The sequence below is a fragment of the Burkholderia sp. L27(2015) genome (genome assembly GCF_009765705.1).
Taxonomy (GTDB): Bacteria; Pseudomonadota; Gammaproteobacteria; order Burkholderiales; family Burkholderiaceae; genus LMUX01.
On the sequence record NZ_LMUX01000021.1, the window covers coordinates 390,437 to 403,046 of the forward strand.

Sequence of the window (12,610 nt, forward strand, 5' to 3'; positions counted from 1 at the left end):
ATATGGCCTACAACGATGCTGCCGGCAACGCGGCAAGCGAAACTGAACCTTGGCAAGCGCTTCATGATGACAGATCTCCCTTCATCAAGGTGGCGATCACAGATCTCGACGGGGTACTGCGCGGCAAATACTTGAGTAAAGACAAGGCGCAGAGCAGTGCGCGTGCAGGCTTAGGTTTTTGCAATGTTGTCCTTGGTTGGGATGTGTGTGATTCGCCGTTTACCAACACTGAGCAAACCGGCTGGCACACGGGGTTTCCGGACGCAGGCGTGCATCTCGATTGGTCATCGCTTCGACACGTGCCCTGGGATAACAACACTCCTTTCGTGCTTGGGGAATTTGTTGAAAAGGACGGCACACCTCATTCGCTGTGCCCACGTCAAGTGCTCAAACGCGTGCTGTCTCGCGTTAAGGAGCGAGGCTATGAGGTCCTCTGCGGCGTAGAGTTCGAGTGGTACAACTTCGCCGAATCTCCGAAGTCTTGGAATGACAAGAATGGTGTCGCTCCGGAACCCATTACTCCTGGAATGTTCGGCTACTCCCTACTCCGCACCAATGCAAACGGGGCATTCGTCCGTACCCTGCTCGACGAATTGCGAGCATATGGCATCCCTGTAGAAGGGCTGCATACCGAGACCGGCCCCGGCGTATACGAGGTTGCGCTGGCCTACACAACGGCGCTGCGTGCAGCGGATCATGCGGTCTTGTTCAAGGCTGCCACCAAAGAAATCGGCCATCGCTTCGGAATCATGCCTTCGTTCATCGCGAAGTGGAATCCTCAACTGCCAGGCTGCTCCGGCCATGTGCATCAAAGCCTTACGGACGGCAATAGCAACCTATTTTTTGACGGCTCTCGGCCTCATGGAATAAGTCGACTACTGGAGAGCTACATCGCGGGACAACTCAAATACGTGGCCGAGTTTGGCCCCTTGTTCTGGCCAAACGTCAACAGCTACAAGCGACTTGTGGATGGCTTTTGGGCACCTCTTAATGCAGACTGGGGTGTCGACAATCGAACCGCCAGCCTGCGCGTGATCCCTGGAGGCAAGCATTCAACACGACTCGAGACACGCTGTCCCGGTGCCGACGCAAATCCATACTTGTCGATTGCCGCCTCCATCGCTGCCGGCATGGCAGGCATTGAACAGGGACTGGCGATCAATGACGTCACTACGCGGGATCGCGGGCAAAGCCAGCGCAACCCGCGGACTCTCGATGAGGCAACCCAACGCTTCGCGGCGTCTGCTACGGCCTGCGATTGGTTGGGAGAACGCTTCGTGCAGCACTTTTCAGCGACACGTCGCTGGGAATGGGAACAGTATCAGATGGCAGTAACGGATTGGGAGTTGAAGCGTTATCTAGAAATCATCTGACGCATGGCTGGAAAAACCGGCCGCACCGACTGCTATCACGGCCAAGATTTCGACGAGGGCGCCAGCTAACGCGGTGGCCACGCCTGCGGCCATGAAAGTACCCAAGCGCCCAGTCGCTCAATCCGGCCTCGGCCGTGCGTCCCCGGTCTAGGCGATTTACGATAATTTCGCATAACTTAATAAATAAATCAGAGAAAGAACCACGCAGAAATCGCGTGCCCTTTTACCGCCGGCTCAGGCTTGCGGAATCTCGATCTTGACTTCCAGAACTTCGAGATTGTCCTGACGCTCAAGGCTGACCTTGATATCGTCGTCGGAAATCTTTACGTACTTGGAAATCACCGCGACCAGCTCGCGCTGCAGTGCCGGAAGATAATCGGCCGGGGCTGCACCGGCGCGCTCGTGTGCAATGATGAGTTGCAAGCGCTCCTTCGCAACCGAAGCGGACTTCTTCTTTTCACCCAGCAAAAACGAAAGGATAGACATGCCGGCCTCTCACTTATTGCCGAACAAACGCGAAAACAACCCCGGCTTCTGATAGTCCGTAAAGCGCAGCGGTTTGTCTTCGCCGAGAAAACGAGCCACCACATCTTGATAAGCCTGCGCGACATCGCTGTCGTTAAGATGAATGGCGGGGATGCCCTGGTTCGATGCATGCAGGACCGATTCCGACTCCGGCACCACACCGATCAGCGATATGCGCAGGATTTCCTGTATATCGTCGATCGACAGCATTTCTCCATCGTTGACCCGCTTGGGGTTGTAGCGCGTAATCAGCAGATGTTCACGCACCGGATCGCGCCCTTCGATGGCGCGCTTGGTCTTCGACGACAAGATCCCGAGGATGCGGTCCGAATCGCGCACCGACGACACTTCGGGATTGGTGACGATCAGCGCCTCATCAGCGAAATGCATCGCCAACAATGCGCCGGATTCGATCCCGGCGGGCGAGTCGCAGACGATATATTCGAAGTCCATCGCGATCAGATCGTTGATGACCTTCTCGACGCCCTCCTGCGTCAGCGCGTCTTTATCGCGCGTTTGCGAGGCCGGAACGATATAAAGGTTTTCGCACTTTTTATCTTTGATCAATGCCTGATTCAGCTTGGCCTCGCCCTGAATCACGTTGATCAGGTCATACACCACACGCCGTTCGCAGCCCATGATCAGATCGAGATTACGCAAACCCACGTCGAAATCGATCACTGCCGTCTTATGACCCCGCAACGCCAGCCCGGATGCGAAACTCGCGCTGGTGGTGGTCTTGCCGACGCCGCCTTTGCCCGAGGTCACCACAATAATTTTTGCCATGCGTTTTTACCTTGCGTATAAATTTTTATGAATATCTGCTGTAAAAGACCCTAGACCGCTTACCGGCGGCGTAGTTGCGTTCAGGTCAGTTTCAGCGGTTCGAAAATCAATTTCTCCTGGTCCAAAGTGATCTGCACGGGCTTGCCCAGCAATTCGGGCGCGAGCGGGTTTTCTGTAGTGCGATAAATCCCGGCGATGGAAATCAGCTCGGGTTCCAGGCAAGTGCAGAAAATGCGCGCCTCATGATTGCCATGCACGCCTGCCAGCGCTCGTCCGCGCAGAGGCGCATAAATATGGATATTGCCTGCTGCGATCACCTCGGCGCCGTTGCTGACCAAGCCCAGCACGACCAGATCCCCGGGCGCGTAGATTTGCTGCCCGGAGCGCAACGGCCGATCGATCACCATCGTGGGCGGCGCGGCGGCCACGACCCGTGCGGCGGGCTCGGCTGCAGGCCCCGGGCTCCCCGCGCCCTGGGCACTGCCGCCGCTCGCGGGAGCCGCCTGGATGCTATCGGCGCTCTCGGCAGCATGATCGGCGCTGGCGCGCGTGGCGCCGCGCTTGTCGCGGGCGTCCAGCAGCGACAAGCCGCTGGCTTGCACCCAGCCGTGTTGCGCAGGATTGGCAACCACGCCCATCGGGCGCAGCCGTACGCCACTGAGCAGAGCCGCAAGCTCGTCGAGCGCGATCTGCTCATCGGCCTCGAGCCGTCGCACATCGATCACTACGACATCGTTGGCGAAAAACTCGGGGGTCGCTTCAAAGCGCCGGATCAGTTCTTCTCGCAACGCGGCCAGGTCGGTAGTTTTGACAACGCACAGAAGGGTATCGACGGAACCGCTGCGAATTTCGAAGAATGGCGATTTTTTTAGCGACATAGGGTTTGGTTAAGGATTTTCTCTATTTTACAGTGCTGCACGACCAGATCGGCGTAGCGCGTGCTCCAGACACGCTAATTTTCCATTCGGGCGATGCTCGGGGCCCGCAGCCGCCTGTTCGCTATCTTACCGATGACGGCGCGACATCAAAAAAAACCCCGCCGCAGCGGGGTGGAGTTCACGGGGTGGGGTTCACGAGCGGAGGTCATCGTGCTGGGCGCGAACCGGGCGATTGTAGCGAGCCCAGCGGTCGAAGCTTTGCAGCCATGCGAAGCGAACAAACCGCTCAAACCACCACCCGCAAACGCTGCGGCGAACGCTGGCGCGGCATCTCGACGCTGCGCAGGGCTTCGGTGTGTCGCGCGTCGCCCGCGATCAAACCCGGCTTGAGCTTGAAATTGGCAGCCAATTCCTCCATGCGCGCCGCCTGCTCCTGTAACGAGGAAGCCGCGGCGGCGGCCTGTTCGACCAGCGATGCATTTTGTTGAGTCACGTCGTCCATCTGCGCCACCGCGCGGTTGACCTGCTCGATCCCGTCCGTCTGCTCGGCGGACGCGATGGCGACCTCTTCCATCACGTCGGCCACGCGCTTCACGGCCAGCGAAACCTCGCTCATCGTCGAGCCGGCACTGGCCACCAGTCCGGCACCGTCGTTCACAGCCGTCACCGAACTACCGATCAGGCCTTTGATTTCCTTGGCGGCGGCAGCCGATCGCTGGGCCAGACTGCGCACCTCGCTGGCGACCACCGCGAAGCCGCGCCCCTGCTCACCCGCGCGCGCCGCCTCCACGGCGGCATTGAGCGCCAGGATATTGGTCTGGAACGCAATGCCGTCGATCACCGAAGTAATTTCTTCGATCTTGGTCGAGCTCGCCTTGATCCGATCCATGGTCGCGACAACCTGCGTCACCACTTCGCTGCCGCGCCGCGCGATCGATGCGGCGCTATCGGTCAAACTGCGCGCGTTCTGCACATTGCCGGCGTTTTGTTTGACGGTAATCGTCAACGTATCCATGTTTGCAGCGGTACGCTCGAGCGAGGACGCTTGCGCCTCGGTGCGTGCCGACAGATCCTGATTGCCCGCAGCGATCTCGCGTGCAGCCGCTGCGATCGACTCACTGCTGGAGCGAACGGTGGTCACGGTGCCCGATAGCTGTTGCTGCATTTCGGTCAGGCCGCTTAACAATTGCCCCATTTCATCACGCGAACGAATGTCTATCGTGCCCGACAAGTCGCCGCTGGCGATCGCCTTGAAATGCGTCATCGCAACGCCAATCGGCCTGGAAATCGAGCGCTGCAAGAAATACCCGCACAGGATGGCGCATAGGACGCCCGCGATAACTCCCGCTGTAGCGATCGCGATAATCTCGTGATAGCGCGTTTGCGCGTCGGCGAATTGGGACGCGGTGTATTGCTTCTTGAAATCGAGCAGGGCGTTGCTGGCGGTTACGTATTGATCCATCAGACCGGCCATCTTGGTGAGCGCCACATCGTTGATGGTGTCATGGTCGCCCGCGGCGATTGCGGTGAACAGCTTTTCGAACCCCGCGTGCACAAACTGGTCATGCTTGGCCACCACGATATCCGCCAGAGCCTTTTCATCCGGCTGGGCCGGCAGCGCAAGATAGGCCTTCCAGGTGACATCGGCCTCGTTGAGGAACAGCTTCGTGCGCGTGATTATCGCGGGCGCGCCGCTCAGATCGGGGGTCATCATCGCTTTGTCGAGAATTGCGCGCGCGTGCTCCATATGGATGACCGACATGCCGATGGTCTGCACGGCTGTGATTTCCGTCGAGTAAGCATCGCCCAGCGACTGATTGGCTGAGCGCAATCCAACGAGGCCGATCACACCACCGGCAATGAGCAGGCCACTGAGAAAAACCATCGTGAGCCAAAGTTTGGCGCGAATCGACAGGTGTAGAAACATGGCGCGGCCCCGATCGTGTTGATTTATTTTAATAAGATTTTTTGGCTATCCATGGTCGCCCGACGACCCGCCGGGGAGTATCGGCGTATACGCGCATTAAGTGACATCAATGAGTGACATCGACGTGTACGGTTGATGAGGGCGGCTGCTGAATGACGCTGATGGGTGCCGCCAACGCATGATGCTGATGACCGTTGCCGATAGCCGGCACCGCTGCATGAGACGAACGAATGAATGGGGTGCAAGAGTGAGCCGGAAGAGCGATCGCGAATCGCGGCCGGTCAGCGATCACCGCTTATGCAGTCGACTCGCAGTCAATTCGCGATCAGTCGCGCGACCAATCGCGCGCCACCGTCTCGCGCTCCGGCGCGGCTTGCACGCCTATCGCAGCGCTTTCGACAAACGGAAGCTCCAGTCCATCGGAAAGTCGTGCCGCGATGCTGACTTGGTTGCGGCCACGGCGTTTGGCCTCATACAGCGCCCGGTCAGCCGCGCGCAAGAGATCGGCCGGCGACGACATGCCCGGTTGGGTCAACACCGTGACGCCGATCGATATCGACACCGACGCAACTTCATTGGTGCCGGTGCTCAAGCTGATATGTTCGACTGCATGCCGCAATTGCTCCGCAAGCGCCACGGCGCCGGCGCGATCGATATCGGGCAGCACCACCGAAAATTCCTCGCCACCGAACCGCGCCACCAGATCGCTCTCGCGAACACGTTCGCGCAACACGCGTGCGACCTCCTTGAGCACCAGATCGCCGGTTTGATGGCCGAAGCGGTCGTTGAACAATTTGAAGTGATCGACATCGAGCATCAGCAGCGCCAACGACGCGTTCGGATCGTCCATGCGTTGGCGCTCGAAACGCGCCACCTCGCGTTGCAGCGACTCTTCCAGAAAGCGCCGGTTATAAAGCCCCGTCAGCGCGTCATGAATAGACTGCTGCCGCAAGCTCTCGCGTAGCTTCAAATTGCCGATGGCCAGCGAAATCTGCTCGACCGCCGCGTGCAAATAGCGGTCGTTGAGTTCCACTTCCTGAAGCGCGTTATCGCGATGCATGAACAGCAAGCCTAGCTGCTCGCCCTGGGAAGCAAGCGGGATGCAGATGGCGCCCGGCGTGGCGCGATATTCGTCCAGATGACGGCACGATTGCGGCCCATGCTCGCGCGGCTGTCGGTGTATATAGCCTTTGCGCAGCGCCCAACATTCGTCAAGCGTCACGGTCCGGCGGTAGCGTGTGTTGCCCCATGAGCCCGCAAGCTGCAAGTGGGTCCGGCTCTCGGTTATCAGGTAGACGGCGCCATCGGCAGCCTCCAGGATCACCGGTAGATAAATACTCAGCAGCCGGGTTGCCTCGTCGAGATCCGCGCTCGATTGCAGATATTGACTCAGTTCGGTGAGTTCGAAAATTTGCTTGTTGCGACGCGCCGCCTCGGTCAGCAAGCTGACCAGGCCTTCGCTCTGTTCCAGCGCCTGCTGCTCGGCTCGCGCGTGTTTGCTTCGGGTGCGCCGCACCAGCATCGCGAAGATGAATAGCAAACCCAGGTTGACCACACACGAAAACGCGAAAATCAGCCGCGAGCGGTCCTGCGCGCTAGCCTCGGCGCGGGCTTGCTCGCCGACCATGTCGCGATAGACGGCGATCTGACGGTCCGCCATCTCGTTCAGGCGCGCGCGAATCTCATCCGTGCGGCTCTCGGCGGCCCCAGCGCGCAACTGCGCCGATGTCTCGAGCCTGCGCTTGGCGGAGAAATCCGACACGGTATCGGCCATCGCGGTCAGTTTTTGCGTGATCGCTTGATGCAGCTCCGCCAGTCGTTGCTTCTCTTGCGGCAACGAACCGAGCTCCTTATCGAGCTTCGCACTGGCGGCGCCCAGGGCGTCCACCGAATTGGAATACGACTTCAAAAATCCGCTCTGGCCGGTGAGCAGATAGCCGCGCTGCGCGGTTTCGGCGCTCAGCAGCTGCACCTGGACGTCCTGCAGCGTGCTTTGCGCGTCGCGTATGTCGAGCGCGGGCCGGTGCAAGCCTATCAGTTCCGAGTCGTTGCGCAGCATCAGGCCTGCGTTCGCCAAGACGCATACGAGCAGCACGATTCCGACCGTTGTCGATTTGGAAACCCGATTCACCTTAGTTCCTCGCACTTCGCCCCATCTTCTGAAAACGATGGGCTGGTATTCCACTGCACCTATCCGCGTGCGCGGAGCACTACTGTAGCAGACGCTTAGTTAAGACCCCTTATGGAAAATGCCTGATTATGTTGGTTTTTTAGCAAAAAGCGACTCATAAATAAGGATGACGGTCAGTACGGTCTGTCGCTCAAATTCGGTTACAAATCGGTTGCCCGGAACAATTGACTACACCCAAGGTATGAATGATAATGATTCGTGTTTACTGCGAGGTGAATCATGATTGTGTGTGTGTGCAAGGCAGTTTCCGAGCGTAGTGTTAGGCAATGCATCGAAGCGGGCGCCAGCTCGTTCGAAGAATTGCAGATCGAACTCGGGGTTGCCACCTGCTGCGGCTGCTGTGAAGATGCCGTACGCGGAATCCTGTACGAATGTACCGACGCGAACGACTCGCAAGTCGCCCCGCTGGTATTCGTGCGCGAGGCCGTGCCGGCCTGATCTGCCGCTCCTGACCTCAAGCCGCAAGCGCTCTTGAAGAGTCCTTGAGCGGATCCCAACCGCGCCCTGCGGCATTTTTACCGCCCTTCCCCCGCCTGCTCCTGCCCGCTTTGTTTTGATGTGTCGGGCTGCCTTTGATACTATCGATTATCTAGGGCCCAGCGCTTGTGCCTTCCCATGCCCGCTTCCGACGCATACCCCCCCGATTTGCGGCGCTCACCTGCCAGGACACATAAAAATGAAAGCCGATCCGAAAGTCATCGAACACCTCAACGCCCAGCTTAAGAACGAACTCACGGCGATCAACCAGTATTTCCTTCATGCGCGCATGTACCAGCACTGGGGACTGGAGGTACTCGGCAAGCACGAATACGATGAGTCGATCGGCGAAATGAAGCACGCTGACCTGATCATGAAGCGTGTGTTCATGCTGGACGGCCTGCCCAATCTGCAGGACCTGCACAAGCTGCTGATCGGCGAAAACACCGAAGAAGTGCTGGCCTGCGATTTGAAGCTGGAACACATTTCCCAGGCGACTTGCAAGGAAGCGATCGCTTATTGCGAGTCGGTTCGCGATTTCATCTCCCGCGAAATCTTCGTCACCATCCTCGACGACACCGAGGCACACATCGACTGGCTGGAAACCCAGATCGAACTGGTCGCCAAGCTCGGTATCCAGAACTATCTGCAATCGGCGATGGGTCCGCTCGAGGGTGCCTGATGGTCTGGCACGCTCATTAGGCGTAGTTGGCAGGCTCAGTGAGCGAGCGTAATTAGCTTAGCGTGCATAAGTGACAGCGTCGCCCTCGACGCTGCAATACACCGTGGCGCCAGGCGCGGGACATCGGTACCCCGGTACCCGCGCGTTCAACATGACGTTATTGGCCAGGCGAATCCGCACGCTGGCGTCGTGGCCGTAATACGTCACATCCTGCACCACACCCGGCACCGCATCCGAAACCAAAGCTGCGACAGATCCTGCAGCTTCGGCTGCCGGCATGTCAGCGGCCGATTGCAACCGGATCTGCTCTGGCCGCAACAACACTTCGACCACGCCGTCACGCGTACCCGGTTCGACATTGAGCCGCCCCAGCGCGCATTTCAATTGCCCCTGCTCCACGATGCCGGCCAGCAGCACCGCCTCGCCGACAAAACTGGCCAGCTCGGGATTAACCGGGTGCCGATAAAGCGTGGCCGGGCTGGCTACCTGGATCAATTGCCCGTTCCAGAGCACCGCCACTTCGCTCCCCATCGATAAGGCCTCGGACTGATCGTGCGTCACCAGCAGCGCCGTCGCGCCGGCGAACGTAAGTGCCTGCGCCACGGCCTGCCGCGTCTCGATGCGCAATGCGGCATCGAGGGAAGAGAACGGCTCATCGAGCAGTACCAGCGCTGGCGCTGGCGCCAGCGCGCGAGCCAGTGCCACGCGTTGCTGCTGGCCACCCGAGAGCTCCTGCGGTGGACGCGCGGCATACGACTGCGGCAGCCCGACCAGCTCGAGCAATTCGGCGACCCGATGACGTTTTTGACGCAAAGCGCGCGGCAAACCAAACACGATATTGTCGGCAACCGAAAGATGCGGAAACAGCGCGCCTTCCTGCGGCACGTAGCCGATGCGACGACGCTCGGAAGGCATGTGGACGGACGGCCCCGACATCAGCGTGTCGCCGATCCAGATCTCGCCCTCGTCCTGGCGCTCGAAGCCGCACAACAGGCGCAGCAAGGTGGTCTTGCCGCTGCCGGACGGCCCGAGAATCGCAACCAGGCGACCCGAGGCGACGCTCAGGTTGACGCCGCGCAACACCTGATGCGTGCCGAAACGCTTGCTCAACCGCTCGATTCTGACTTCCGACATGATGCCAACTATCCTTGATGCGAGCCGAGTACGGCGGATTTTCCGAGCAGTGACATCAACAGCCACGTCGAGGCCAGCGAGATCGCCACCAGCAGCGCGGCAAACGGCGCGGCGGCGGCAAACGCAAGGGCCGAGGTATCGACCCAGATCTGGGTCGCGAGAGTACGGGTGCCGATCGGCGACAGCAACAGCGTGGTGGTCAGCTCGGTCACGGTCGCGATAAACACCATGGCGGCGGCGGCACCGAGGCCGGGGCCGGCCAAGGGCAACACTACGCGCCACGCAACCTGCAGGCTGTTCAGGCCCAGCACCCGGGCTGTGTCCTCAAGCCGCGGCTGCGCCTGCAGCAATGCAGCGCGCACGCTGACCAGCGCCAGCGGCAAAAACATGATCGAGTAAGCCACCACCAGTAGCTCGGCGCTTTGATACAAGGGGCGCAACGCATGCACCGCCAGCGACACGATCGCCAACGCGATCACGATGCCGGGCACACCCTGGGCGATAAATACGGTACGTTCGAGCGCGGTCGCAAAGCGGTTCGCATAGCGCGCCAACAAAAAACCCAAGGGCAGCGCCAGCAGTGTCGTGAGCGCGGCGCCCGCGAGCCCGAGACCGATAGACGCGAGCGTCGCATCGGTCAACGCTTCGAACGAGACCGACACGGGCGTGACAGCGGCCTGCGCATGTTGCGTCAGCCAGAAGACGATCATGCCCAGCGGCACGCCAAGCGTAGCCAGCGCCAGCGCGGCAAAACCGGCCACAATAGGCCAGCGCGCCCAACCCAGCCGATAATGCAGCGCCCCGCGTCGCGTGCCGCGGTCGAGCCGATCGTAACGCGCCGCTCCACGCACCCGAAACTCGGCCGCAAGACAGATCAGGCATAACACGATCAGCACGCAGGCCAGCAAAGAGGCGCCTGTGCTATCGAAACTGGTACGGTACTCGGCGTAGATCTCGGTGGTAAAGGTACGGAAGCGCAGCAGCGTAAATGCGCCGAATTCGGCCAGCACGCCGAGCGCCACCAACAACATTCCGCCCAGCAAAGCGGGACGCAACTGCGGCAGCACCACGCGGAAAAAACAGGCCCACGGCCCGCAGCCCAGTGCACGAGACGTCTCTTCGAGCGCCGGATCCATGCCACGCAAGGCAGCCGCGACCGGCAAGTATACAAGCGGGTAATAGGCACTGGTCACTACCAGCGTCGCGCCCGCGAAATCCTGCAACGAAAGACTCAGCGAAACCCACGCAAAACTCGTGACAAACGGCGGGATCGCGAGCGGCACCACTACCAGCACCGCCCACAGCCGGCGGCCGGGCAGATGCGTGCGCTCGACAAACCAGGCCGCAGCAGTGCCGATCACGGCTGCAGCCACGGTCGTGGCTGCGGTAATTTTCAGGGTATTGATCAGCAACTCGCCGACCAGCGGCCGTGCCAGCAAGTCGAACGCGTCGTTGAAGCCGAACGTACTCGCCTGGTAGACCGTAAAGCCCAACGGCAGCAAAACCAAAAGGGCCGCCAGGACACCTGCGGCCCACAATCCCAACGGCGCCTTGCGCGCCATCGCCTGCGGTAGAGCCGGAGCAGTCGCGCCACCTGCCGCGACCGCGATTACTCCCTCGTCCATTATTAGAGCAGACCGGCCTGACGCAGCAACTTGACCGCAGCGCTATCGTCGCCGAGTTTCTGCATGTCGAGCGCTGGCGGATCGAGCTGGTCGAACGGCTTGAGGATAGGGTCAGCCGTCACGCCAGCGCGCAACGGGTATTCGAACGTGACCTTGTTGGTTGCCAACAGTTTCTGCGCGCGTTCGCTAACCAGGTAGGCCAGGAATTTCTGGCCCGCCGCGGCGTTTTTCGCCGTCTTCAGCACAGCCGCGCCCGAGACATTTTCCAGTGCGCCCACGTCGTGGTTGGCGAAGTGATAAATCATGCTGTGCGTGCCCTTGTCGCCCAACTCGGCGTGCAGACGTGCCCAGTAGTAGCTATTGATCACGCCGACAGCCACCGCGCGCCGATTGACTGCGGCAACTACGCCTTCGTCGTCGTCGAATACCTGCGCATTCGTCTTCAGGCCTTTGAGCCATTGCAGCGTGGCATCGGAACCCTTGACGGCCAGCACGGCGCTGACCAGCGGCAGGAAGTCGGAGTCGCTGGGCGCGATCGCGACGCGGCCTTTCCAAGCGGGCGTGCCGAGATCCATCAGCGTAGCCGGTAACTGGCTGGCTTGTATCATCGACGGGTTATAGGCCAGCACGTTTTCACGCGCGAGCACGCCGACCCACTCGCCCTGCGGCGAGTTATAGCTGGCAGGAATGCTGGCGAGCGTTGCCGGATCGACCTTGGCCAACAGGCCTTTCTCTTCCAGCAGCATCAGTTCAGGCGAGTTTTCCGTGAAGTACACGTCAGCCGGCGAACCGCTGCCCTCGGCGACGATTTGCGCCGCCAGGGCGGGGCCATCGCCGGAGCGCGTGCGTACCGTAATACCGGACTCGCTTTGGAAATCCTTGGCCAGCAGGTCGACCGTCTGTTCGTGCTGCGCGCTATAGAGCGTGAGCGTGTCGGCTTGCGCAGCACTCATCCACCCCATCTGCGTGAAAACACAGGCGGCGATGCTGCTGAGCGCTGCGATCCGTGCTG

At 60.3% G+C, this 12,610-nt stretch carries 11 protein-coding genes; 3 read left to right on the forward strand and 8 right to left on the reverse strand.

Annotated elements, in window-relative coordinates:
* Nucleotides 1-2: 2 nt before the first annotated feature.
* Nucleotides 3-1,373: a glutamine synthetase family protein gene (locus tag GSQ77_RS20150; RefSeq protein WP_158904540.1), complete on the forward strand. Its 1,371-nt coding sequence runs from the start codon at nt 3-5 to the stop codon at nt 1,371-1,373.
* Nucleotides 1,374-1,607: 234 nt separating this feature from the next.
* On the opposite strand, the gene minE is transcribed toward GSQ77_RS20150, so the two are convergent.
* From minE to GSQ77_RS20175, 5 genes are all read right to left on the reverse strand, one after another.
* Nucleotides 1,608-1,859 (reverse strand): cell division topological specificity factor MinE, encoded by a 252-nt coding sequence (gene minE, locus GSQ77_RS20155; RefSeq protein WP_158904541.1) that lies wholly within the window; start codon nt 1,857-1,859, stop codon nt 1,608-1,610.
* A gap of 9 nt (nt 1,860-1,868) precedes the next feature.
* A complete protein-coding gene (gene minD, locus GSQ77_RS20160; protein WP_158904542.1) occupies nt 1,869-2,684 on the reverse strand; it encodes a septum site-determining protein MinD in 816 nt (271 codons plus the stop codon).
* 80 nt (nt 2,685-2,764) lie between these two features.
* Nucleotides 2,765-3,562, reverse strand: a complete 798-nt coding sequence (gene minC / locus GSQ77_RS20165) for a septum site-determining protein MinC (protein WP_158904543.1) — start codon at nt 3,560-3,562, stop codon at nt 2,765-2,767.
* A gap of 286 nt (nt 3,563-3,848) precedes the next feature.
* Complete coding sequence (locus tag GSQ77_RS20170) at nt 3,849-5,489, reverse strand: methyl-accepting chemotaxis protein (protein ID WP_216854922.1); 1,641 nt, start codon at nt 5,487-5,489, stop codon at nt 3,849-3,851.
* 325 nt (nt 5,490-5,814) lie between these two features.
* Nucleotides 5,815-7,620 (reverse strand): diguanylate cyclase, encoded by a 1,806-nt coding sequence (locus GSQ77_RS20175; protein WP_158904544.1) that lies wholly within the window; start codon nt 7,618-7,620, stop codon nt 5,815-5,817.
* 279 nt (nt 7,621-7,899) lie between these two features.
* Between GSQ77_RS20175 and GSQ77_RS20180 the strand changes: the two genes are divergently transcribed.
* Complete coding sequence (locus tag GSQ77_RS20180; RefSeq protein WP_158904545.1) at nt 7,900-8,118, forward strand: (2Fe-2S)-binding protein; 219 nt, start codon at nt 7,900-7,902, stop codon at nt 8,116-8,118.
* Nucleotides 8,119-8,356: 238 nt separating this feature from the next.
* Complete coding sequence (gene bfr / locus GSQ77_RS20185; RefSeq protein ID WP_158904546.1) at nt 8,357-8,839, forward strand: bacterioferritin; 483 nt, start codon at nt 8,357-8,359, stop codon at nt 8,837-8,839.
* A 57-nt stretch (nt 8,840-8,896) separates the two neighbouring features.
* Here bfr and GSQ77_RS20190 read toward each other — a convergent pair whose 3' ends face one another.
* The 3 genes from GSQ77_RS20190 to GSQ77_RS20200 are packed head-to-tail and all read right to left on the reverse strand — an operon-like array spanning nt 8,897 to nt 12,560.
* On the reverse strand, nt 8,897-9,973 hold the full coding sequence (locus GSQ77_RS20190) for an ABC transporter ATP-binding protein (protein ID WP_158904547.1): 1,077 nt from the start codon (nt 9,971-9,973) through the stop codon (nt 8,897-8,899).
* Between the two features lie 8 nt (nt 9,974-9,981).
* Complete coding sequence (locus tag GSQ77_RS20195) at nt 9,982-11,598, reverse strand: iron ABC transporter permease (protein WP_158904548.1); 1,617 nt, start codon at nt 11,596-11,598, stop codon at nt 9,982-9,984.
* A gap of 2 nt (nt 11,599-11,600) precedes the next feature.
* Complete coding sequence (locus tag GSQ77_RS20200) at nt 11,601-12,560, reverse strand: iron ABC transporter substrate-binding protein (protein WP_158906394.1); 960 nt, start codon at nt 12,558-12,560, stop codon at nt 11,601-11,603.
* Nucleotides 12,561-12,610 lie beyond the last annotated feature (50 nt).

Bases quoted from the DNA above. Each gene is read 5' to 3' on its own strand.
- GSQ77_RS20150 (WP_158904540.1), top strand. From the start codon at position 3: ATGGCCTACAACGATGCTGCCGGCAACGCGGCAAGCGAAACTGAACCT.
- minE (WP_158904541.1), bottom strand. From the start codon at position 1,859: ATGTCTATCCTTTCGTTTTTGCTGGGTGAAAAGAAGAAGTCCGCTTCG.
- minD (WP_158904542.1), bottom strand. From the start codon at position 2,684: ATGGCAAAAATTATTGTGGTGACCTCGGGCAAAGGCGGCGTCGGCAAG.
- minC (WP_158904543.1), bottom strand. From the start codon at position 3,562: ATGTCGCTAAAAAAATCGCCATTCTTCGAAATTCGCAGCGGTTCCGTC.
- GSQ77_RS20170 (WP_216854922.1), bottom strand. From the start codon at position 5,489: ATGTTTCTACACCTGTCGATTCGCGCCAAACTTTGGCTCACGATGGTT.
- GSQ77_RS20180 (WP_158904545.1), top strand. From the start codon at position 7,900: ATGATTGTGTGTGTGTGCAAGGCAGTTTCCGAGCGTAGTGTTAGGCAA.
- bfr (WP_158904546.1), top strand. From the start codon at position 8,357: ATGAAAGCCGATCCGAAAGTCATCGAACACCTCAACGCCCAGCTTAAG.
- GSQ77_RS20190 (WP_158904547.1), bottom strand. From the start codon at position 9,973: ATGTCGGAAGTCAGAATCGAGCGGTTGAGCAAGCGTTTCGGCACGCAT.
- GSQ77_RS20195 (WP_158904548.1), bottom strand. From the start codon at position 11,598: ATGGACGAGGGAGTAATCGCGGTCGCGGCAGGTGGCGCGACTGCTCCG.
- GSQ77_RS20200 (WP_158906394.1), bottom strand. From the start codon at position 12,560: ATGGGGTGGATGAGTGCTGCGCAAGCCGACACGCTCACGCTCTATAGC.